Genomic DNA, 21,278 nt, shown 5'->3' with positions numbered 1-21,278 from the left:
GGAGCAGCCAGTCAGATTGTGCCAGGCCATCGTGCCGTGGCAGACCAACGTTCCAACCAAAACGATGTCTTGACGCGCTACCGGATCGGCTTTTCTCGCAGGCTAGCCGGTTTAGCGTTGCCTTAAAGAAACTGTGCGAGGATGCATCTGTGTCCATCCGCGCCGGCAAACTAATGAAGTTTCGAAGAAATCCAAAGATACTCCGTGGCCTTGCTGCCTCCGCAGCCAGCCATGCAACCGCATTTGCTCCGGCACTATTTGCGGCGGTTATTGCAGTTATTGTCGTCTGGGTCGCAACGAACTGGCGGCTGGAGCGATCGCTGGCAGAGGAGCGCTCGATTGTTGCGGGCGAGCTTGCCACAATATCATCTCGGCTTCAGACGAACCTCAATAGCAATGTGAAGCTGCTGCAAGGTCTGGCGGCTGGCATCGCAGTCGACCCGGCAATGGGCCAGAACGGATTTTCCAAACTCGCCGCGCAGATCCTGCAGCCCGATTCACAATTGCGCAGTTTCGCTGCGGCGCCCGACATGGTGGTCAAATGGGTTTATCCTGAGAAAGGAAACGAAAAGGCCATCGGGCTCGATTACCGAAAGAATGACAAGCAACGGGCTGCCGCGATGCTGGCGCGCAACACCCACAATATCGTTCTGACAGGGCCAGTGGAACTCGTCCAAGGCGGAACCGCTTTCGTCGTCAGATGTCCGATCTATATCGATGACGGAAACAGCCAGATCTTTTGGGGGCTGCTCTCCGGAATTATTGATATCCCAAGGCTCTATAGTGATAGCGGCCTTGGATCGACCGAGCTTGAGATTGCCATCAGTACCGTGCCGGAGCCAAATTCGCCGAAACAGGTTTTCCTCGGAAGTCTGGAAACCTTTTCGAAGCAGCCGGTCGCGACATCCGTTGACATGGCTTATGGCCGGTGGACTTTCGGCGCCGTGCCCAAGCACGGATGGGGCCAAAATAACGGAATCGGCGTTTTTGAGTTTTATGCGAGCTTGTTGGGCCTCTGTGTCGTTGCGCCGATCATTTGGATCGGCTTCCTGACCAAATCACGCCAACGAACGATCGAGAAGCTTCGCCTTCACAAGAAGAAGCTCGTTCGAGCGCGGCAACGTCTGGAATATCTGTCGTTGCGCGACGCCCTGACGGGGCTGGCTAACCGACGGTTCGTCGACCAGATGATCTCGCAACCACAGAGACCCGATGGCGAAGACTGTCTGATCCTCATTCATATCGACCTCGACCGATTTAAAGAGATCAACGATACGAAAGGGCATGCCGGCGGTGACATGGTCCTTCAAACAACCGCTTCGCGCCTCGCCGATTTGACCGGCCCAACCGACGTCGCGGCTCGGATCGGTGGGGACGAGTTCATTTTCGCCAGGTGGAGCGCCAACCCCGAGCCTGAGGCAGCCGAATTGGCCAAGCAGATCGTCGCCACGCTCCAGCAGCCCCTCCTCATCGATGGGGCGGAGTATGTGGTCGGAGCAAGCGTCGGTGTCGCCTGGGAGACTGAACATGCCTCCGGGCGGGATCTCGGCCAGTTGCTTCTCAATGCCGATTTGGCCCTCTACGAAGCGAAGAAGGCAGGGCGCGGCCGCGCGGCCATTTTCACCGAAGAGCTTCGCAGCGCCGCAATCCATTCAAAAGAATTGGCGGATGAGTTCAATCTGGCGCTCGACCGCGATGAGCTCGTTGCATTCTTCCAGCCGCAATTCCATGCGGATACGCTGGCTATATCAGGCGTCGAGGCCCTCGCCCGCTGGGATCACCCGCGAAAAGGTCTGCTCGGCCCGAACAATTTTCTCGGCGCCGCGGAAAGGCTGGGGCGTAGCGGCGATATGGATAGGCTGATCCTGCACAAGGCCCTGTTCGAGCTGACGAGATGGGACAGCCTGGGAATGCAGATCCCGCGTGTCTCCGTCAATATATCGGCGCGCCGACTGGCGCAGGCAAATTTGCTCGCCGAACTGTCCGGGCTTCCCGCAGCGAGGGGTCGCCTCTGTTTCGAGCTGCTCGAGACAATTTCCTTCGACGAGCTTCAGCCTGCCCTCAACGAGGTCATTCCGGCAATCAAAGCGCTCGGCATTGAAATCGAGATCGACGATTTCGGCACGGAACATGCCAGCATCATCAGTCTGCTTCGGTTTGAGCCGCGACGACTTAAGATCGACCGCGAAATTATCAAGCCGATCGTAGCCTCTCCGTCTCAACGCCGCCTGGTTTCCTCCATTATCGAAATCGGCCGGTCACAGAACATCGACATCGTTGCCGAGGGCGTCGAGACAATGGAGCACGCGAAGATCCTAAAAGATCTCGGTTGCCATTTGCTGCAAGGCTATGCTCTGGCGCGGCCAATGACGTCGGAGCAGCTGATCGAATTTTGCCGCGTGAAGCACAAGGGACTGACGAAAGCAGGCTGATGCGCGAAATCACACCAGCCTAGAATCGGATGATTTGAGGCCGGATCGGATTAAAATCATCCGGTTCAGACGCAGCCGCGAGAGCCCGCTCAAGGGCGGCGGACAAGCTCCTGAAGCCTCCATGGTAGGCACCGGGCCGCAGTTTCGTCAGTCGATCGATCTGCTGATGGCCCAGCGGAGCGATCGTCAATCCGAATGGCAATGCCGTGGGTTCAGGGCAGTCCCCTGCCTCGACGATCGCCATCACAGCGGGAGGCGATCCAACGACCGCCACATCGCTCTCGAGTTTAGAGCTCTCGAAGTTATCGCTCTAACGGCTGCTGTCCACGGAATCCGGCATATCAGGCGTGGGCACGGCAGAATGCCTCGAATTCTCGTGCGGGCGCAGTTCGATGGCGCTCCTTATGTCTGAGCAAGGTGAACCGTCGCGGCGGAAGCTCGACCTCGAGCATTCGCAACTGGCCATTCTCGACGAAGGGCATGACGATCACCTCGGAGAGCGCCGTGACACAGCCGCAGCTTCTCACGGCCGACAATACCGCTTCGTTCGAGGGAAGCACCAGCGAGACGTCGAGCTTGGAAGGATCGATGTGAAGCTCGCGCAGCGACTGTTCGAGCACCGAACGTGTTCCGGAACCCGCTTCCCGCATGATCCATTTGAGGCGGCCGAGGTCCCCTGCTTCAATATCGTCGCGGTTTTCGGATCCGACGACAAGAACCAGCCTGTCGCTGGCGATCATGGAGTTCGAAAGCGTGGGTTCGTCGACCATGCCTTCGATGAATCCCAGTTCCGCGTCGCCCTGTTTGACCGCCGCAGCCACGGTCATCGTGTTGCCGATCGTCAGATCGATATCGATGCCCGGATAAGCGTGGGAGAAGCCGAGGAGCCGCGAGGGCAGCCAATAGTTGGCGATGGTCTGACTGGCATGGATGTCGAGCGTACCGGTCTTCAGCCTGCCAAGCTCGGCGAGAACCGCCTCGGTTGCTTTGACTCTTGCCAGCGTCTCCTTGGCCTCGCGCAAAAGGACGGCCCCTTCCCTGGTCAATTGAATGCCGCGGCCAACCCGGTCGAAGAGCTTCACGCAATAGAACGTCTCCAGCGCCTTGACGGAAGCGCTGACTGCGGAGGGTGTCAGTCGAAGAGCGGAAGCCGCCTGCGTGAGATGCTGCCGCTCGGCCACTGCCACAAAGATCGAAAGCTGCTCGAACGTCATCGAAAATCGTTCTCTTACACCGAATGAAATGTCAATAATTATTCGATGGATGAGCACAAAACGGAGGACTATCCTACAAATAGAATTTCTTTTGGATATTTCATGTCGCCTTCCTCGAGATTGTTGGAAATCCTTCCCGGCATCGCCGCCTCCGTCGCGATAACCATCTTGGCGTGGGGCATGGTTTCTATGGAGAAAGCCGTCATCGGCTTCGAAATCATCGATGGGCTGGTCTTCGCCATCCTCCTGGGCACGATGCTGCAGACCTTCGTGGGCCTGCCGGCCCGTTTTCATGCAGGGATCGCCTTTTCGAGCAAGGTCCTTCTGGAATTTGCCATCCTGCTACTCGGCGCATCCGTCAGCATAGCGACCGTCGCCGCGGCCGGCACCACCATGATCGTGATCGTCATGGGAACAGTGCTTCTCTCGCTGGTGACAAGTTATGGGATCTGCAGGATGCTTGGCCTTCACGACCAGCTGGCAACTCTTGTCGCCTGCGGCAATTCCATTTGCGGGAATTCTGCGATCGTTGCCGCAGCACCAGTAATCGGCGCCCGCGCGAACGACGTTGCATCGTCGATCGCCTTCACGGCGGCGCTCGGAATAGTCGTCGTCCTGGTGCTGCCGCCGCTTTTTGCGGTAACACATCTCACGGAATGGCAATATGGCGTTCTTGCCGGCATGACCGTCTACGCGGTTCCGCAGGTGCTTGCAGCGACCACGCCTGTCGGCGCCGTCAGCGTACAGGTCGGCACCATCGTGAAGCTCATGCGGGTCCTGATGCTTGGTCCGGTCGTGCTGCTGCTGCAACTCAAGAGGGATGCGGAGCATCCCACCCAAATCTCGCTTGCACATCTTCTGCCGTGGTTCATTGTCGGTTTCTTGGCGATGATGGGCTTGCGGAGCTTCGATCTCATCCCGCCGCAAGCCGCAACGGTGGCGAGGGAATCCTCGTCCGTGCTCACCCTCGTCTCGATGGCTGCCCTTGGCCTGTCGGTGAACATGCGGACGGTACTTGCCTCCGGCGGGCGCGTGCTGCTGGCCGGGGTGCTGTCGATGCTCGCGCTGGCGTTTATGAGCGCTATCGGACTGATGATCCTTCACCCCAACTGAAATCCTGCTTGCGGGCCTCACGTAGCAGGTTCATGCTTGTTTCTGTTAAGGCCCGTCGGTTGCGACCGGGATACCCGTCGCATATCTGGCCTTTCGTGGGACGGGTGCGATGGAGTGCGCCGGCTGCGGTTTCGATATTCAAAGTGGTTTTGCCTTCTGCACGCGATGCGGCGCCAGGCAGCCCCTCTCCTGTGCTGCCTGCGGCTGTGCCTGTCAGCCGGATTTTGCCTTCTGCCCGAGATGCGGCGCGGCCATCTCAGGCCGAGTCCCGCCTGCGCCGAAGCCAAGCATCGAGGTGGTGCCGCATAAATCAGACAGCGATGCCGACCGGCGGCCGGTCACGGTGCTCTTTGCCGATCTCTGCGGCTTCACGACGCTGAGCGAGCAGATCGACCCAGAAATCATGCGGGTGCTGCAGAACGAACTATTCGAAGAGATGACGCAGGCGGTCGAGGCTTATGGCGGATTCGTCGACAAGTTCGTCGGCGATGCGCTGCTGGCGCTGTTCGGCGCCCCGGTTGCCCATGAAGATGATCCGGTCCGGGCGCTCGGTGCCGCACTCGATATGATTCGGCGGGCGACTGACGTCGGCGACCGCTGGCGCTCACGCGCCGGTGTGCCGCTGCGTCTGCATATCGGCATCAATAGCGGGCCTGTCGTCACCGGCGGCTTCGGTGCGGTCAGCACAAAATCCTATTCGGTGACCGGCGACACGGTGAACACCGCCCAGCGGCTGCAATCGATGGCCGGCGAAAACGATATCCTCGTCGGACCGCTGACCTATCGCCTCACCCGCCATGCCTTTGCCTTCGACAGTCTTGGCGCGCAGACGCTCCGTGGCAAAAGCGGAAACGTCCTCGTCCATCGGCTGGCTGGGCTGCTGGAAGCGCCGCATACGGCGCGCGGGCTCGAAAGTTTCGGCCTTCAGGCGCCGATGATCGGACGCGATGGCGAGTTGTCGCGGCTGCTGACCTGCCTCGATCTCGCCTGCGGCGGTGCGGCGCAACTCGTCCGCCTGATCGGCGAAGCCGGTATCGGCAAATCGCGGCTGGTCAACGAATTCGTTGGAACCGCCGGCGATGCGGCCCGTTTCCCCGGCCTTGCCATCCGCAACGCCACCTGCTCTCCCCTCGGCGAACGATCCTATGGCACGCTCGCCGCGGTCGTGCGCAGCGCTTACGGTATCGGCGAGCGGGATGATCTCGCCAGAACACGGCAGCTGCTGACAACCGGATTCCGCGCGCTCGATCTCACCCAAGAGGATGTCGAGGGGCTTTTGCCGCTCTTTCTGCATGTCCTCGGTCTCGGCGACGCCGATGGGGCATTACGGCACATCGAGCCGGAACAGTTGCGGCGACAGATCTTCTATGCGGTACGCACCGTCTTCGAGCGGCGGTTGGCGCAAGGCCCTCTGCTGCTCGTTATCGAGGATCTGCACTGGGCGGACGTTGCCTCGCTGGAAGTGCTCCGCTTCATGATGGATCGGCTGGAGCGCAGCCGGCTGATGCTGCTGGCGATCTACCGGCCGACATCGCAGACCGACCCGCTGAACTCCGATCGCGTCAACGTGACCGTGCAACGTCTCGACCCGCTCTTTGCAGCCGATGGGCAGAAGTTGCTTGCTGCCTTTTTTGGCGAGAGCCATAGTAAGCTGCCGGTGGCCATGCGCAAGCGCATCCTGGATCGGGCCGGCGGCAATCCGCTTTTCATCGAAGAAATCCTGCGCGGACTGATCGACATGGGCACGCTGCACCATGACGGTCATCGCTGGCATGTCGCAGCCGACGACACGGATGTCGATATCCCGGTCAATCTCCAGGCGCTGTTGCTCGCCCGCGTCGATCGGCTGCCGCAAGAGATGAGACGGTTGGCGCAGGAGGCTGCGGTTGTCGGCCCAAAGTTCGATACCGCCCTGCTCCGCACCGTCACCTCCGACCCGGCCGGCGTCGACGCGGCGCTGGATTATCTCTGCGATGCCAATATCATCGAGGAATTGCGCGGCCCGGATGCCGGCGGATCGCCGGGCTATCGCTTCAGCCAGACGCTGATGCATGACGTCATCTACCACAATCTGCTGCTGCAGCGGCGCATGGAGCTGCATGGCAGGATCGGCCGCATTCTGGAACGCCAATATGGCGAAGCGCCCGACCGGGCCGAGCACCTGACGCAGCTCGGCCATCACTTCAGTCTGACCACCGAGAAAGCCAAGGGCGCCGGCTATCTGATGGCGGCGGGCGATCTGGCGCGCAAGACCTACGCCAATGACGATGCCATGCGACTCTACCATCAGGCCCTTGCCGCCTTCGCCAACGAGCCGGAGGTGTCGCCGGAGCAATTGGCGCTCATGGAGCGTCTTGGTGATCTCTGCGGCCCTGCCGGCCGGCGCGATGCTGCCTTGACCCATTATCAGCGGGCGCTTGCGATCCACCGCACCAAGGACGATCGGATCGCCGCAGCACGGATCCTGCGAAAGACCGGCCGTCTGCATCTCGACGCGGGGCGCCGCGACCAGGCGGAAACCCATTGCGCTGCGGCCGAAGCGTTGATCGCGACGATCGATGCGCCGATCGAACATGCGCACTTGCTGCAGGAGCGCGGCCATCTGGCCTTTCGCATGGGCGATCAGGCAGCTGCCGCCGAATGGGCGACGCAGGCGCTGCAACGCCTGCAAACGCTGCCCGTCGACGGAACGACCGAGGCCGGACGGGAGGCGGCACGGGCGATGGCGGAGGCGTTGAACACCAAGGGTGCGGCGCTGGCGCGGCTCGGGCGCCGCCGCGATGCGGTGCAGGAAGTCGAGCGCAGCCTTTCGGTCGCTGAAAAGGCCGATCTGCAAAGTGCAGCGTGCCGCGCCTATTCCAATCTCGGCGTTCTCTACACCATCGTCGACCCGGCCAACGCCATCAGGATCTGCCGGCGCGGCCTGGAGGTCGCCACCCGCATCGGCGATCTTGGCTTCCAGGCGCGGCTACTCGCCAACCTCGCGGTTTCCTGCTGCACCTTTACCGATCGCTGCGCGGCCGAGGGTGTGCCGGCAGCGGAGAAGGCCGTCGAAATCGACCGGGCGCTCGATCAGCGCGACCATCTCTCCGTGCCACTGATTGTCCTCGGGCAGATTCATCAATGCCACGGGCAGCCGAAGCTAGCTCGTAAGTATTACGAGGAAGCCCTTGAGGTTGCAAAGGAAATTGACGAGCCGCAACTGCTCTTTCCGTGCTATGATGGCTTGGCGACACTGAGCCTCGAACACGACGATATGGACGAGGCGGAACGGTATTTCACGCTGGCGCAGGATGTGTGCATCCGCCACAACCTCGATCCAGGCACACTCGTCGTTTTGCCGTTTCTCGACTGACCTTCCTCCCGGTGTAACTTCTGGAGAGCGGTTAGTCCAATCAAGTCAAATAGATAAAGGGAGGAATTAATCATGCAGGAGAACCACTCGGAAAGACCATTACAGCCCGGAGATCGCGCGCCAAACGTGGTGCTGGATGCGATTACTCGCCAGGGTAAGATCGCCATCGATGATTTTCGTGGCCAGAAACCGGTGCTTGTCGGGCTGTTTCGCGGACTGCATTGCCCCTTCTGCCGCCGGCAGATCGCCGCCATGGCCGAACTCACCGGTGCATTGCAGGAAAAGGGCATCGACAGCCTGACTGTCGTGAATACCCCGATCGAGCGTGCCCGCCTCTATTTCCGCTACCACCCGCTTCCCAACCTGCTGGCTGCTTCCGACCCGGAACGGATGTCACACAGGGCCTTCGGCCTGCCGAATGTCCAGTTCACCGAAGACGAGAATGACTGGCCGCACAAGCTCAGCATGAGCACGGTGACCTCGATGCGTATCGACATGCCGGGTGAGCTCCCGGAGCCGATGGATGTGATGGCGGCGGTGGACTATCTCGACAAGGCGGATGGCTACGAATTCACTGAGGACGACACGCAGATGATTGCGACCGGCCATGGCCAGCTTGTCGGCGAATTCCTGCTCGACCGAGATGGCGTCGTGCGCTGGTGTTTCACTGAAGTCGAAGACGGTGGCCGTCATATGTTCGGTGGTCCCGCCCCTCGGGAAGTGATGTCGGCAGCCTCGAATATGGCTGTTTGAAGCGAGTAATCTTTCCTCCGGGGATCGCCGTCTATCTCGGGCGCGAGGCCAGCCAGACGTGAAACGCTGCAACCTCGTATCGACTCAACGCCTTCGGCGCTGCGACGATGTAATACGCCCACTTCACAGGCCAGCGGACGTCTGGCAACAGATGGACCAGCCTGCCGCTGTCGAGTTCCTGCGCCACGAGCGCCTTGCGCACGAGGGCGACGCCCCTTGCCGCGACGGCAGCCTGAATGACTGCCGCCGTGGAATTGATCTTCAGCCCGCGTTCTATCGGAAGCCGGTTTGCGCCGGATCTCGCCAACCATTCCGCCCATGTCGGAAAGTCGCCGCCCGGATGCGGCGTGCCGTCAGCGTCTGTTCGACGATCCAGCCGGCGGTCACCTCCCGATCCACCTCGAGCAGCCGATTGTGGCATACCGCGATAATCTCCTCACTCATGAGGAATGTCGACTTCACACCCTTCCAGGCACCAAGACCGCAGCGTATGCCGATATCAGCCTCGCCCTGGGCCAGATCGATGACTCTGTCGGAGACATCAAGCCGGACATCGATCGTCGGAAAGTTCATCGAGAAGTCGTCCAATCTTGCCAGCAGCCAGTTGGCAACGGGACGCGGTGACCACCACGACCGACCGGGCTTTCCTGCCGCGAAGCTTCCGCAGCCCGGTTTCGAGACGATCGAGCCCTTCCGCGATATCATAGAGCGTCGGGCATGGTCACTCGATCGACCAGGCGGCATTGGGAATCCAATGGCATATCCTCGCCATGTATGCCCCGAGCTTCGTCACCGGCCGCCTGATGGTGCGCTTCGGCAAGGAACGGGTCGCGGCCGTCGGTCTCCTCCTCATCGGCAGCTCGGCGGCGGTCGCGCTCTCCGGCTTCGACATCTCCCACTTCTGGCTCTCGCTGGTTCTGCTCGGGATCGGTTGGAACTTCGGCTTCATCGGAGCAACCGCGATGGTCGCCGACTGCCATACGCCGGCCGAACGCAGCAAGGTGCAGGGGGCAAACGACTTCGTGGTCTTCGGTACGGTCGCCTGCGCGTCCTTCTCGGCCGGGTCGCTTCTCCACAGCTCCGGCTGGGAAACGATCAACTTGATCGTGCTTCCGGCGGTCGCCCTGGTGCTGTTTCCGTTGGTCTGGCGGGCGGCGCGGCCCGGCGATCACTCGGGAAGACCGGCCTTGCGGTAGCCATCGACAAAATGCGCAAGCGTCCGAGCGTCGCGGAAGGGCTCGGTCGCCGCCCAGTGGCGAATGGAAAAATGCGGGTTGGCGACGAGGAAGAGATCGGTCTCGGCGCGTGCCTCGTCGGGCCGGCCGAGCTTGGCAAGGCTTGCCGCCAGGAAACGGCGTGAGCTTGAGCGATAGGTCTCGTCGCGGCGCAGCGTCTCGACGGCGGCCGCATATTGGCCGGCCGCATATTGCGCCTGGCCGAGCGTCAGATAGTACCAGCTTGCCGGAAACGGGTTCAGCCGGAACGCTTTGCGAATATGCTCGAGCCCCTCGCCGACCCGGCCGGCAAGGACGGTGATGTCGGATAGCGCGGCAAAAGTATCGGCCTCATTCGGGTCGAGCTCGATCGCCTTGGCGAATTCCGCATCCGCTTCGGCGAAGTCGCGCTCATAGGCAAGCAGGTAAGCCAGGACCCAACGGCAGCCGGCATCGTTGGGATCGAGCGTGACGGCCCTGCGTGCCAGTTCTAAAGCGAGGCTGCGGTCGAATTCCGTCGGCCCGCCGCTATGGATCCGTCCCATCCAGTGGTTCATGGCGAGCCAGCGATAGGCCTCGGCATAATCAGGGTCGAGGGAGACGGCGCGCGTCAGCATCAGATGCGCTTCCTCAGCCGCCTGCGGGGAATCATCCATCAGCCTGCGCGCCCGCACACAAAGGTCGTAAGCCTCAAGGCTGATTGGCCGGTTGCGCGGCGGTGGTGCGCGCAGCCGCCCGAGCAGCGCCTCGACGATCTTTTCCGCCACCTCGTCCTGAACGGCAAAGATATCGTCGAGGCTGCGATCGAAGCGTTCGGCCCACAGGTGATCGCCGCTCGCGGCGTCGATCAGCTTGGCATTGATGCGGACCCGTCCTGCGGCGCGTCGGGCACTGCCTTCGAGCAGGTAGCGCACGCCTAGTTCCCCAGCGATCTCTCGCATGTCAACCGCCTTTCCCTTGTAGGAAAACGCCGAGTTGCGGGCGATGACGAACAGACCCGGCATCCTGGAAAGGTCGGTAATCAGGTCTTCGGTCAGCCCATCGGAGAAGAATTCCTGCTCGGGGTCATCGCTGATATTGACGAAGGGCAGCACAGCAATGGATGGCCTGTCAGGCAGCGGCAAAGCCTTTCGCTTGACGCCACCGGGCTGATCTGTGGCCCCGGTGAAGCGGTAGCCGACGCGCGGAACCGTGGCAATCCACTCGCCGCCGTCTGCAGCAGGGCCAAGCAGCTTTCGCAGCTGCGCGATCTGGACGGTGAGGTTGCCCTCCTCCACCGCCCTGCCCGGCCACGCCGCATCCATCAACTCGGCTTTGCCGAGGATTTCGCCCGGCCGCCCGACGAGCGCCGCAAGCAGCTTCAGCCCGCGGTGGCCGACGGCCACGGGATCGTCATTCCGAAGGAGCGTTCCCGCCGCCGGATCAAGCACGAACGGACCAAATGCAAAACGCGATCCCTGCATAGCCGCATCCTAGAGTCTTTAAAGCTTGGATGAAACTGTTCGTCCGCTTAGTCCGCGTGGTATCGAGGATGCGAGCAGTAATGGCGGCGACCACGCGGCCTGAACATAGACCGTCGAGGTGACACGCATGGTTTTCTGGATAGCGGCTGCGGTCGGGTTGGCGATCGCCTATCTCCTCGGTTCGATACCCACGGGCTATCTGGCAGGCAAACTGCTGAAAGGCATCGATATCCGGGAACATGGCTCCAAATCCACCGGAGCAACGAATGTATTGCGAACGCTCGGCAAATGGCCGGCGTCGATGGTGCTTCTGGTCGATGTACTGAAAGGTGTGGGCGCAATCGCCTTTGCGCGCGGGTTCTGCCTCTGGCTCTCGACAGTCCCATCATCCACTCCACCGGCAGCCTTCGATCTGCAGAGCTCGGAGCCTTGGGCTGTCTGCCTGGCGGGGTTTGCTGTGTTGCTAGGGCACAGCCGGTCGGTCTGGCTCAATTTTGCCGGAGGCAAGTCGGTTGCGACGGGGCTCGGCGTGCTGCTGGCGATGTCATGGCCCGTGGGTTTATGGGCCGCGGTGGTTTTCGGCGCCGCGCTGGCTATCTCCAGGATTGTTTCCCTCAGTTCGATGCTGGCGGCGTTGACGGCCATGGCCCTGGTCTGCGGCCTGGAGCAACCGCTGCCCCATCGGCTGCTGGTGATCGCCGGCGGCGTTTACGTGATTGTGCGCCATCGCGCCAACTTTCGGCGGCTTCTGGCTGGGACGGAGCCACGTCTGGGCAAAGTTGCCTAAGAGAAAAAGAGCAATGACCCCATCGACGGCTTGCTGCGAGAAGCAGGATCAAGCCTGCCGGACGATGGCGCCGATCGCATTGACAAGAAGCCGCGAGGCGGTGAGCGCCGACAGACCGTCAATGTCGGCGGGAGGATAGAACTCGACAAGGTCGAATCCCGCGATCCTCGCCCGCCTGCCGAGGCCGGCGATCAGGTCGACCACCTCAGAGTAAGTGAGGCCACCAGGGGTACGCGCCGCCACACCAGGCATGATGCCGGGATCGATGCTGTCGCAATCAAGTGTGACGACGACCTGCGCTCCTTCCGGGATATGCTGGAGAGCGGCGCCGACGCCCTGGCTATGAACCTCGCGAGCGGTCACAAAACAGCTGCCATAGCGTTGCGCCGCTTCGATGTCGGCGGTGCGCGCGCTGCCGACACTGCGCAAGCCGACTTGCACCATGCCGGCGACATGCGGCATCTCGCTCGCCCGGCGCATCGGACTTGAATAGCCGTGATGTTCGCCATGCACCTCGTCGCGCCAATCGATATGGGCGTCGATCTGCAGGACCCAGACCGGCCCTTGCGCCGCAAAACCGGCAAGGAAAGGAATGGTCACGGAACAGTCACCGCCGAGCAAGATCGGTATGGCCGGCAATGCCAATACCTTTCGCGTCTTCGCCTCGATCCGCGCCCGGTTGCCGATATTGTCGTGCATGGTTGTCTCGACATCGCCGGCGTCGGTGCATGCGATCGGCTTGCCATCGAACAGCGGACCGCCGAGATCGAAATCCCAGTGCTCGATGAGCCCGGCATCGTCCTGGCTTGCAGCACGGATGGCGCCGGCCGCCAAGGCATAGCCGCCGCTGTCCTTGCCGGGATAGGTCGTGCCGTGGGCGGCCGCGAAAATCACCGCCCGGGGCAAGCAGTCATCAGCGAGGCGATTGGGAAGGCCGAGAAAGGAGGGCGAGGCGGTCATTTCCTGATGGTCCTGCGTTCGATCCTGACCCGTTTAGCGCCTTTGGAAATTTTTGAGAACTTTTTGGGAGAGCTTAATTACGGCGTTCGCCATATCCCGCAGAATTCATCCTCCTAAGCCGACGGGCTCCAGGGTTCTGAGAACATAGGGTCTGACGAGGATATCTGCATGAGTGCCGAAAACACCCTATCACTAAGGGAGGCCCGTATCCCATGGGTGGCGATGGCAGGGGTCATCGCGACCGTTACGGTATTCGCCGTGGCGCAGGGGCTGACCTATCCGCTGCTGAGCTTCATCCTGGAGCGGCAGGAAACGACATCCGGCCTGATCGGCCTGTCGGCGGCGATGACGCCGCTGGGTTTCATTGCATCGGCGCCCTTCATTCCGGCGCTCTCACGGCGCCTCGGCGGGGCGCGGCTGGCCATCCTGTGTTCGATCCTGGCCGCCCTCACCCTGATTGCGATTGGCTTGATGCAGAATGTTTGGGTCTGGATGCCGCTGCGCTTCCTGCTCGGCGTCTTTGCCAATCCGCTCTATGTGATCAGCGAGACCTGGCTGATCACGATCACGCCGGCGCCGCGGCGCGGCCGGATCATGGGCCTTTATTCGTCGATTGTTTCGGCTGGCTTCGCCATCGGCCCGCTGTCGCTCGGCTTCACCGGCACGGAGGGCTGGCCACCCTTCATGATCGGTATCGCGGCCTTCCTCGCCTGTGGCTTCATCGTGGTTGCCGTCGCACCACGCGTGCCAAAGATGCCTCGCGAAGGCGAGGCAACATCGCTCGGCGGCTTCCTCGTACTGGCGCCGCTGCTGATGTTTGCTGTTTTCACAGCTGCCGCCTTCGAGCAGATCCTGCTTTCCCTATTCGCGGTCTATGGCGCGGCCCTCGGCAGCGCCATGGGACGGATCGCTGCGCTCATCACCTGTTTCATTGCTGGCAACGCGGTGATGCAGATCCTGCTCGGCCGCGTCGCCGAACGGCTTGGCTCGACAAGGACCATGTCATTCTGCGTCCTGGCTTGCCTTGCCGGTTGCCTGCTGCTGCCGCTGGTCTTCAACGCATGGCTGATCTGGCCGCTGGTTTTCGTTTGGGGCGGGGTCTCGTTCGGGATTTACACCATGTCGCTGATCCAGCTCGGCGAACGTTTCACCGGCCAGGCCCTGATCGCCGGCAACGCGGCCTTCGCTTTTACATGGGGCATCGGCGGTATGGTGGGCTCGCCCGCTGCGGGATTGGCGATGCAATTGATTGGACACCAAGGGCTGCCGATGTCGCTTGGCCTACTCAGCTGTGTCCTGGCGGGGTTTCTGTTGGCGGCGAGACGGCGGGGCGGGTGAACCCTGCCCTCGACTTTCAGGCATTGAACCGCGAGTATATAACGCGTTATATAACATTCAATGCAACGGAGAACAGGCATGGTCGAAGATGTGGTTCGAACCCTCGGTTTTCTGTGCTTGGGCAGCCGGCTGCGGCGGATCGGAGAGAGGCTGCAGGCCGATACGCAGCAGGTCATCGACGAAGCCGGTCTCAGCATTCAGGCGGGCAAATATCCCTTTTTGGCCGCGATCGACCGATCCGGCCCGCTGACGATCGGTGAGCTTGCGCAGGCGGTCGGGATCACCCAGCCCGGCGCAACCCGCACCATCGGCCAGCTTCTCGAACTCGGCTTCGTCGATATGCAGCCGGCCCCGGACGATCAGCGACGCAGACTGGTCTCGCTGACCGGCAAGGGACAGGATCTTGTCGATCATTCGAAGATGGTCATCTGGCCGCGCATCGCGGCGGCCGTTGCGGATCTCTGCGGCGATCTCGACGGGCCGATTCTGGAGCAGCTCGCAGCCATCGAGGACGGGCTTGCGGCGGTGCCGCTTGCGCGCCGCCACGCCGCCAAGGAGGAAGAAGCATGACCCATATCCTCGACCGGCCGATCTGGACCGCGTTGGAGACAGCGCATGCCGGCCTTGCAGAGGGGAACGAAAACGCGCGGCGATACCCACCATCGATCGTCCCCTTCGCGGCGTCCGCCGACGATAGGCCTGAAAGCCTCGACGCCCTGGAGATGCTGCCGGCGTCGGAGGAGAGCATGATCCTCTTGGAAGCCGGGCCGATCGCCATCCCAACAGGCCTTGCCGTTGCCACGGAAGCATCGGCGGTCCAGATGATTGCCGAGCGGCCGCATAAGCGGATTTCGGATTCCCGCATCGAGAGGCTGACGGAGGCCGATGCCGCCGACATGCTGGCTCTGGCGACGCTGACCAAACCCGGCCCATTCACGCTCAGAGCCCAGAGCCTCGGCAGCTTCTGGGGGATCAGAAGCGAGGGCCGGCTAATGGCAATGGCCGGGCAGCGGATGCGGCAGACCGGTTTCATCGAACTCAGCGGGCTTTGCACCCATCCCGATTTCCAGGGGCGCGGCCTCGGCACCCTGCTCTTCCGCTTCGTTGCCGGCGAAATCGCATCCGGCGGCGATACCGCCTATCTGCATGCCTATGCGGCAAATACGTCCGCCATCGCCCTCTACCTCGCGCTCGGCTTCACGCTTCGCTCAGAGATGAACATGCGCGTGGTCAAACGCCGCGGCTGAGCGATCGCACGACGATGCAGGAGCCCCGGAGCGCCTATCTTACCGCCGCCGGCAGTACTTCGAATTTCCAGAAGTTTTCCGGGCTGAAATAGGTCCCGGCAAATGCGCGAATATCCTCGACGGTGACCTTGTCGTAGCCGCTGAGACTGTCGCGTATCCGGTCTAAACGACGCGGATCCATCTGAGCGCCCCGCAGAGATTCGATCCAATATTCGTTGCTCTGCCGCTGATGCTTCAGTGTCTCGATGATCGGTTCCCGGGCGCGCGCGAACTCGTCCGGGGAGACATCATGCGATCGCAGGTCATTGGCGATGTCGTCGGCAAGTGCATAGAAGCGCCCGATCTTTGCCGGTTCCGTCTCGACGTAGAAAAATGCGTAGCCATAGCCGGGGATTTCGCGTGACAGGTTCGCGTCACCCTCCAGGACATAACTTGCGCCTTCCGCAATACGAAACTGGTCGATCAGCCTGTTCTGAAAAATCTGGGTGGCGATATTGGCGGTGAAGGACCGCGGCAGATCGGAGAGCAAATCGCCGATCGGTGCCCCGAAGGCGGCGGCCGCGTTATCCGCCCTGCCGCTATGGGTCAGCAAAATGGGCGTCTTGTTCGCCGCCGGGAAACGCACGTCACCCCACTCCTTGCTCAGCACCGCCTCCGGCCGCGGCGGCAAAGCGCCAAAGGTTTCGGCTGTCATCCGGATTGCGTCATCCACCGTGACGTCGCCGACGATGGTGATATCGATCGGGCCGGTGGAAACCATGGGCCGGAACTGCGCCTCGAAATCGTCCGGCTTGGCGGCGGACAAGGCAGCGCGATCGGGGAAGGTCCAGCGCGGATCGCCGGAATGCACGAGACCTCCGAAATCGCGACTGACAACGCCGCCGGGGGTCGCCTGATACTGATCGAGGCCGCTCAAATAGGCCTGCTGCACCCGCTTGAAAGCCTCCGGGCGGTAGGCGGGATCGGCGGTGTATGCCGTCATCAGCTGCAATTGCGTCGCAAGATCTTCAGTTCGCGTGCGGCCGTCGAAGCTGAAGGAACTGTCGCCGACGGAGAAGTCGATGCCGACGATGTTGGCCGTCAGCGCTTTCTGGATATCCTGGTAGTCCATGGCCTTGACGCCGGACAGCGCGACGGCCGGAGACGCCCAGATCGGGGCGGGACGGTCCTGCGGCAGGTCCAGCCGGCCGCGGCCGATATCTTCGCGCACCAGCACTTCATTGGCGCGCAGCTTGGTCGGCTTGACCGTAAGCCGGACGCCATTGGAAAAGCGCACCATGGTCACGCCGAGATCGTCGACGGCGCGGCGTTCGACCACGGCGCCCGGCTCGCCGAAATGGGTGTAGGGCCAGGCGACGTCGGCTGCACCGGATGATGCCGAGACGGCAGTAGCCTTTGAAGCATCATAGGCCTGCCGAACCGCGTCGGCTCCGCCCTGCGGTGATTGGGCCGTCTGCAGCACGACCTGCGGACCGTTGCCGGAGAAGGCATGCCGCAGCGCCTGATTGACCTCGGCTGCCGTGACGTCCTTCGTGATCGTCTCGAACAGCGAAAGGTCTTCGGCGGGCGACGTAAAGACCTGATTGTCATCGACGCTGCTGGCCAGCATGGAAGCGATGTCGGTGGTCGTGCGCGTCGCGGCTCCGGCCGCGGCAGCCTGGAGGAACGAGCGATATTCGAGGATTTCACGATCGAGTTCAGCCTGCGCAACGCCGAACTCCTCGATACGCCGCTGTTCCTGGTCGATGGTCGCGAGCGCCGCCTGCCATTTATCCGGCTCGGAATTCGCCACGATCAGGACGATATGCGCGGAATCAAGAAGATCCTGGGAGCCGGCGACCGCACTGATGAAAGGGGCATCCGCCTTGCTGGCAATAGTGCTCACCCGACGTTTGAGCACCAACAGGCCGAGATCTTCGATAAGCTGCGTGCGGCGCTTGGCAAATGTGTCAGCCGCGGCGTCATTGGGACGCGTCCAGGCTATCTGGATGCTGGTCATGCCGCCGGGAACAGCGAGGACGTCGGCGCTTTCGCCTTTCGTCTCCAGTGTGCCCAGATCCGGTTTTGTTGGTGCCCGCCCCACGGCCTTCCAGTCGCCGAAGTGCTGCCGGATTTGGGTTTCCATGGCAGCCGGGTCGATATCGCCCACCACCATCAGCGTTGCCCACTCGGGCCGATAATTGGCCCGGTAATAATCACGGACGAGGTCTACAGGCGCATTGCTGATGATGTCGGTTTTGCCGATCGGCACGCGGATGGTCGCGCGGCGGCCGGCGAGCAAGGAATTCATGATTCCGAGCCCTGCGCGATATTGCGGCGTGTCGCGCAGCCGCTCCTCCGACAGGATGACGCCGCGTTCGCGATCGAAGGCGCCGGCATCGAGGGTCAGTTCGCTCGCCGTCTCCCGCATCAGCATCAGGCCCGTCGAAACCGTGTCAGCATCGACCTCGGGAAGATCGAGTGCATAGACAGTCTCGTCATAAGAGGTGTGGGCGTTGGTATCAGGCCCAAAGGCCAGGCCCTTGCGCTGCAGGATACGGATTATCTCCCCTTCGGCGACATGCGTCGAACCCTTGAAGGCCATATGCTCCAGAAAATGCGCCAAGCCCTGCTGGTTGTCGTTTTCCTCGAGCGAGCCGGAGCCGATGCGAAAGCGGATCGCCGCCTGCCCGGGTGGCGTGGCATTGCGCATGATCGCAAACCGCATTCCGTTGGCGAGCGTGCCGAAATGGACGTCGGTGTCGGCTTGTAGGTCGCTTTGTGTTTGTGGCCAGGATGTGAACGAGGTGTCCGCATAGGCCGGCGACGCCAAGCTTGCGACCAGAGCAACCGTCGCGAGAAACCGCCAGGCGGCGGAGCATTCCATTTTATAAGACATTCTTGTCCAGGGATGAGCGTAAAGAGATGGATCGTGTTGATCTGACTATTCCACAGGTTGCATTTCTCTTCAACTTCTATGTGTGCCAGTGGACGAGACGGCAAAACTCCGGCCAGCTGCTTCCGCCGATGTCAGACCAATGTCATCGAAACCTCCTAAGGGATTGCGCCTTATCTGTCACCAGGAGGCGTTTTCGATGGCGACATTGCAGCAGGTCGCTTTCCGGGCCGGATGTTCGCTGGCAACCGCAAGCCGGGTTCTCAGCCGTGACGGACCGGCGAGCGACCTGATGGTGCGCAAGGTGCGCCGCGCCGCCGCAGAACTCGGCTATCGCCCGGCCGGCCATTCCGCCGGGCGGATCGGGCGCCGGCCGGTGGTCGGCGTGCTGATTCCGAGCATCACCAATCCGGTCTTTGCGTCGTCGCTGTCGAGCATCCAGAACCGCATGCTGGTCGCCGGCCACGGCGTGTTGATCGCCCAGTCGAATTACGATCCGGCGCGCGAGGCTGACGCCGTCGCCGCCCTGCTCAACGACCAGCCGACCGGGCTGATCCTCACCGTCTGCGATCCGTCGACCAGCGAGGCGCTGCTGGCCAGACTGCCGCCGACCGTGCTGCTCAACAACCTCCCGACCGCGCAGTTTCCGGCGGCCGTCACCGCCGACAATCGCGGCGCGGGCCGCGAGATCGCCACCTTCCTGATCGGCATGGGCCATCGCCGCATTCTCTTCCTTTCCGGCAATTTTGCCGCTTCCGACCGCGCCCGCCTGCGCTACCGGGGTTATCTCGACGCCATGGCCGAGAACGAGCTGCCACCGCTCGACGCCGTGCAAATCCCCTTCCTCGGCGGCTACGACCAGATCGACCTCGGCACGGTGATGACCTCGCTTGCGCCGACGGCGATCATCGCCTCCAATGACCTTCTGGCGCTCGGCGTCATCGGCGCGCTGAAGCGCGAGGAGCTGTCGGTGCCCGGGGATGTATCGGTCGCCGGCTTCGACGGCATCGCCATCGGCCGGCTGATCGATCCGCCGCTGACGACAATCGAAATGCCGGATGCCAGCATGGGGGCGACGGCCGCCTCGCTGCTCCTAGACATGGCGGAGAATGCCGCCCCTGCCCGCCATCTCGATGTCGCCTATACGCTGCGCCGCGGCGGCACGGTGCGCGCCATCTGAAGCTTCGAAACAAAAGGGCGCCACGCACTCGGCGTGACGGCCCTTCTTCTGACGCGGAAAGCGATCAGCTGCGCGGCAGCATGCCTTCGACGTCGGCGGCCGCGTCGTCGAGCGCTTCTTTGGGTTCGGCCGACTGGTCGACGATGCGCGAGAGGTTGTCGACGATCGTCTGGGTAACCTTGACGCCGTTGGAGCCGGGAAAGGCATACCAGGGGATCATCACGGGCATCTGGCTGAGGCCTGCCTGGAACAGCGGGTTCTGCTTGTAGAAATCGCCGAGATATTCCGGCAACTTGGCGGCAAGCTCGTTGTTCGGGACGTAACCGGTGCCGGGCACGACGACGGAAGCGCCGTAAGGGCCGGCGGCGAATTTGGCGAATTTCCAGGCGGCGTCCTGCTTGGCGGCGTCATGGGTCAGGATGACGACGGCGTTGCCGCCGGTGGGAAGACGGCCGTTCACCGGATCGATCAGCGGGATCTTGGCGGTGCGCAGATCGAATTTGTTACCGACATTCTTGATCGTGTTGCGCAGCGCGCCCGTGGTCTGGAACTCGAAACCGACCTTGCCGGCTGCGAAAGCCTGTTCGCCGGTGGGCTTGGTGAAGACCGGCATGCCGCCCTCGGTCACCAGGCGATGCAGGACCTCGACGGCCTTCTCGCCTTCCGGACCGTTGAAGGCGACCTTGCTTTCGTCGTCGCTCAGCATCCTGCCGCCGGCGCCGAAGAGCAGAGCCGAAAACATCCAGTCGTCGCCCTGCCAGCGGAAATCGATGCCGTCGACGCCGTTGCCGAGCGCCTTGATCTTGCCGCCGAGCGCGATGACCTCGTCCCAGGTCTTCGGCGGATTGTCGGGATTGCCGCCGGCCGCCTTCACCAGATCGGCGTTGTAATACATGATCGGGTTGGAGGTCGCAAAAGCCAGGCCCACCTGCTTGCCCTTCACCTGGGCGAGTTTGAGGATCGTGTCGGAGAAGCCCTGCTCGGCCATGTTGCCCTCTTTCTTGACGAGCGGGCCGAGGTCGACGGCGACATCGCGTTCGTCGAGCATGCGCAGGCGGTTCAGGCCGATGAAGGTGATATCGGGCATTTCGCTGGTGCCGACCTGGCGAAGGATCGTCTGGATGCCTTCCTCATAGGTCGCCGACGGGCTGGCGAACTGGATTTTGATATCGGGGTTCTCCGCCATGAACTTCTTCGAGATCGTGTCCATCACGTCCTTGAAGAAGCCCGGCATGGGGTAGTGAACCGTCAGCGTCGTCTCGGCATGCGCTGGAAGCGCGATTGCCATCGATACGGCCGCTGCGGCGAGAAGCTGGGTGATATGTTTCATCGCTCGTTCTCCTGGTT

Annotated in this window: 16 protein-coding genes and 1 pseudogene; 10 read left to right on the top strand and 7 right to left on the bottom strand. The window is 62.2% G+C overall.

The genetic code is table 11. From position 1 onward, the window contains the following. The first annotated feature begins 173 nt into the window (after positions 1-173). The gene (locus tag OS035_RS25420) at positions 174-2,432 is read left to right on the top strand and encodes a bifunctional diguanylate cyclase/phosphodiesterase (protein ID WP_331814222.1); all 2,259 of its coding nucleotides are present in this window, start codon (positions 174-176) and stop codon (positions 2,430-2,432) included. A gap of 341 nt (positions 2,433-2,773) precedes the next feature. Here the strand turns inward: OS035_RS25420 and OS035_RS25415 are convergent, their stop codons facing one another. Continuing rightward, positions 2,774-3,646: a LysR substrate-binding domain-containing protein gene (locus OS035_RS25415; RefSeq protein ID WP_097628876.1), complete on the bottom strand. Its 873-nt coding sequence runs from the start codon at positions 3,644-3,646 to the stop codon at positions 2,774-2,776. A 102-nt stretch (positions 3,647-3,748) separates the two neighbouring features. Here OS035_RS25415 and OS035_RS25410 point away from each other — a divergent pair, with 102 nt between their 5' ends. The 3 genes from OS035_RS25410 to OS035_RS25400 all read left to right on the top strand — a co-directional run bounded on the left by OS035_RS25410 (position 3,749) and on the right by OS035_RS25400 (position 8,867). After that, positions 3,749-4,759: a YeiH family protein gene (locus OS035_RS25410; protein WP_097628877.1), complete on the top strand. Its 1,011-nt coding sequence runs from the start codon at positions 3,749-3,751 to the stop codon at positions 4,757-4,759. A gap of 109 nt (positions 4,760-4,868) precedes the next feature. Further along, positions 4,869-8,114 (top strand): adenylate/guanylate cyclase domain-containing protein, encoded by a 3,246-nt coding sequence (locus OS035_RS25405; RefSeq protein ID WP_097628878.1) that lies wholly within the window; start codon positions 4,869-4,871, stop codon positions 8,112-8,114. Between the two features lie 72 nt (positions 8,115-8,186). Next, positions 8,187-8,867 (top strand): peroxiredoxin-like family protein, encoded by a 681-nt coding sequence (locus OS035_RS25400; protein WP_003586427.1) that lies wholly within the window; start codon positions 8,187-8,189, stop codon positions 8,865-8,867. Positions 8,868-8,898: 31 nt separating this feature from the next. Here OS035_RS25400 and OS035_RS25395 read toward each other — a convergent pair whose 3' ends face one another. Together OS035_RS25395 and OS035_RS25390 are read right to left on the bottom strand one after the other, a co-directional pair. Further along, the gene (locus OS035_RS25395; RefSeq protein WP_275593024.1) at positions 8,899-9,174 is read right to left on the bottom strand and encodes a LysR substrate-binding domain-containing protein; all 276 of its coding nucleotides are present in this window, start codon (positions 9,172-9,174) and stop codon (positions 8,899-8,901) included. Beyond that, positions 9,141-9,572, bottom strand: coding sequence for a LysR substrate-binding domain-containing protein (locus OS035_RS25390; RefSeq protein ID WP_375166055.1), 432 nt, complete (start codon positions 9,570-9,572; stop codon positions 9,141-9,143). Before OS035_RS25390 ends, OS035_RS25395 begins: the two co-directional genes overlap by 34 nt. A 5-nt stretch (positions 9,573-9,577) precedes the next feature. Between OS035_RS25390 and OS035_RS25385 the strand changes: the two are divergent. Next, a pseudogene (locus tag OS035_RS25385) lies at positions 9,578-10,063 on the top strand (MFS transporter); the annotation flags it as partial. On the opposite strand, the gene OS035_RS25380 reads toward OS035_RS25385, so the two are convergent. Continuing rightward, positions 10,036-11,544, bottom strand: coding sequence for a winged helix-turn-helix domain-containing tetratricopeptide repeat protein (locus OS035_RS25380; protein WP_097628879.1), 1,509 nt, complete (start codon positions 11,542-11,544; stop codon positions 10,036-10,038). The pseudogene OS035_RS25385 and the gene OS035_RS25380 overlap by 28 nt on opposite strands. A gap of 127 nt (positions 11,545-11,671) precedes the next feature. On the opposite strand from OS035_RS25380, the gene plsY reads away from it, so the two are divergent. After that, entirely contained in the window at positions 11,672-12,331 is a 660-nt protein-coding gene (plsY, locus tag OS035_RS25375; protein ID WP_097628880.1) for a glycerol-3-phosphate 1-O-acyltransferase PlsY, read from the top strand. 48 nt (positions 12,332-12,379) lie between these two features. Here plsY and OS035_RS25370 read toward each other — a convergent pair whose 3' ends face one another. Next, positions 12,380-13,291: an agmatinase gene (locus OS035_RS25370; RefSeq protein WP_097628881.1), complete on the bottom strand. Its 912-nt coding sequence runs from the start codon at positions 13,289-13,291 to the stop codon at positions 12,380-12,382. Between the two features lie 168 nt (positions 13,292-13,459). Between OS035_RS25370 and OS035_RS25365 the strand changes: the two genes are divergently transcribed. From OS035_RS25365 to OS035_RS25355, 3 genes are all read left to right on the top strand, one after another. After that, positions 13,460-14,629 (top strand): MFS transporter, encoded by a 1,170-nt coding sequence (locus OS035_RS25365; protein ID WP_097628882.1) that lies wholly within the window; start codon positions 13,460-13,462, stop codon positions 14,627-14,629. Between the two features lie 78 nt (positions 14,630-14,707). Further along, positions 14,708-15,199: a MarR family winged helix-turn-helix transcriptional regulator gene (locus tag OS035_RS25360; RefSeq protein ID WP_097628883.1), complete on the top strand. Its 492-nt coding sequence runs from the start codon at positions 14,708-14,710 to the stop codon at positions 15,197-15,199. Beyond that, a complete protein-coding gene (locus OS035_RS25355) occupies positions 15,196-15,876 on the top strand; it encodes a GNAT family N-acetyltransferase (protein WP_097628884.1) in 681 nt (226 codons plus the stop codon). The genes OS035_RS25360 and OS035_RS25355 overlap by 4 nt, the downstream gene beginning before the upstream one ends. Before the next feature lie 34 nt (positions 15,877-15,910). Here the strand turns inward: OS035_RS25355 and OS035_RS25350 are convergent, their stop codons facing one another. Then, on the bottom strand, positions 15,911-18,754 hold the full coding sequence (locus OS035_RS25350) for a M16 family metallopeptidase (protein ID WP_331814209.1): 2,844 nt from the start codon (positions 18,752-18,754) through the stop codon (positions 15,911-15,913). A gap of 196 nt (positions 18,755-18,950) precedes the next feature. Here OS035_RS25350 and OS035_RS25345 point away from each other — a divergent pair, with 196 nt between their 5' ends. Then, positions 18,951-19,931 carry a substrate-binding domain-containing protein gene (locus OS035_RS25345; protein ID WP_097628886.1) on the top strand — a complete coding sequence of 327 codons (981 nt, stop codon included), beginning with the start codon at positions 18,951-18,953 and terminating at the stop codon, positions 19,929-19,931. Positions 19,932-19,995: 64 nt separating this feature from the next. Here OS035_RS25345 and OS035_RS25340 read toward each other — a convergent pair whose 3' ends face one another. Next, entirely contained in the window at positions 19,996-21,261 is a 1,266-nt protein-coding gene (locus OS035_RS25340) for an ABC transporter substrate-binding protein (RefSeq protein WP_097628887.1), read from the bottom strand. Positions 21,262-21,278: the final 17 nt, after the last annotated feature.

The organism is Rhizobium sp. 268, assembly GCF_036571585.1.
GTDB classification, from domain to species: domain Bacteria; phylum Pseudomonadota; class Alphaproteobacteria; order Rhizobiales; family Rhizobiaceae; genus Rhizobium; species Rhizobium redzepovicii.
Note: the sequence above shows the minus strand (reverse complement) of the source record. Positions and strands in the feature narration are given on the sequence as shown.

Bases quoted from the DNA above. Each gene is read 5' to 3' on its own strand.
- OS035_RS25415 (WP_097628876.1), bottom strand. From the start codon at position 3,646: ATGACGTTCGAGCAGCTTTCGATCTTTGTGGCAGTGGCCGAGCGGCAG.
- OS035_RS25345 (WP_097628886.1), top strand. From the start codon at position 18,951: ATGGCGACATTGCAGCAGGTCGCTTTCCGGGCCGGATGTTCGCTGGCA.
- OS035_RS25390 (WP_375166055.1), bottom strand. From the start codon at position 9,572: ATGATATCGCGGAAGGGCTCGATCGTCTCGAAACCGGGCTGCGGAAGC.
- OS035_RS25340 (WP_097628887.1), bottom strand. From the start codon at position 21,261: ATGAAACATATCACCCAGCTTCTCGCCGCAGCGGCCGTATCGATGGCA.
- OS035_RS25405 (WP_097628878.1), top strand. From the start codon at position 4,869: ATGGAGTGCGCCGGCTGCGGTTTCGATATTCAAAGTGGTTTTGCCTTC.
- OS035_RS25400 (WP_003586427.1), top strand. From the start codon at position 8,187: ATGCAGGAGAACCACTCGGAAAGACCATTACAGCCCGGAGATCGCGCG.
- OS035_RS25370 (WP_097628881.1), bottom strand. From the start codon at position 13,291: ATGACCGCCTCGCCCTCCTTTCTCGGCCTTCCCAATCGCCTCGCTGAT.
- OS035_RS25350 (WP_331814209.1), bottom strand. From the start codon at position 18,754: ATGTCTTATAAAATGGAATGCTCCGCCGCCTGGCGGTTTCTCGCGACG.
- OS035_RS25365 (WP_097628882.1), top strand. From the start codon at position 13,460: ATGAGTGCCGAAAACACCCTATCACTAAGGGAGGCCCGTATCCCATGG.
- OS035_RS25380 (WP_097628879.1), bottom strand. From the start codon at position 11,544: ATGCAGGGATCGCGTTTTGCATTTGGTCCGTTCGTGCTTGATCCGGCG.
- OS035_RS25355 (WP_097628884.1), top strand. From the start codon at position 15,196: ATGACCCATATCCTCGACCGGCCGATCTGGACCGCGTTGGAGACAGCG.
- OS035_RS25420 (WP_331814222.1), top strand. From the start codon at position 174: ATGAAGTTTCGAAGAAATCCAAAGATACTCCGTGGCCTTGCTGCCTCC.
- OS035_RS25410 (WP_097628877.1), top strand. From the start codon at position 3,749: ATGTCGCCTTCCTCGAGATTGTTGGAAATCCTTCCCGGCATCGCCGCC.
- OS035_RS25360 (WP_097628883.1), top strand. From the start codon at position 14,708: ATGGTCGAAGATGTGGTTCGAACCCTCGGTTTTCTGTGCTTGGGCAGC.
- plsY (WP_097628880.1), top strand. From the start codon at position 11,672: ATGGTTTTCTGGATAGCGGCTGCGGTCGGGTTGGCGATCGCCTATCTC.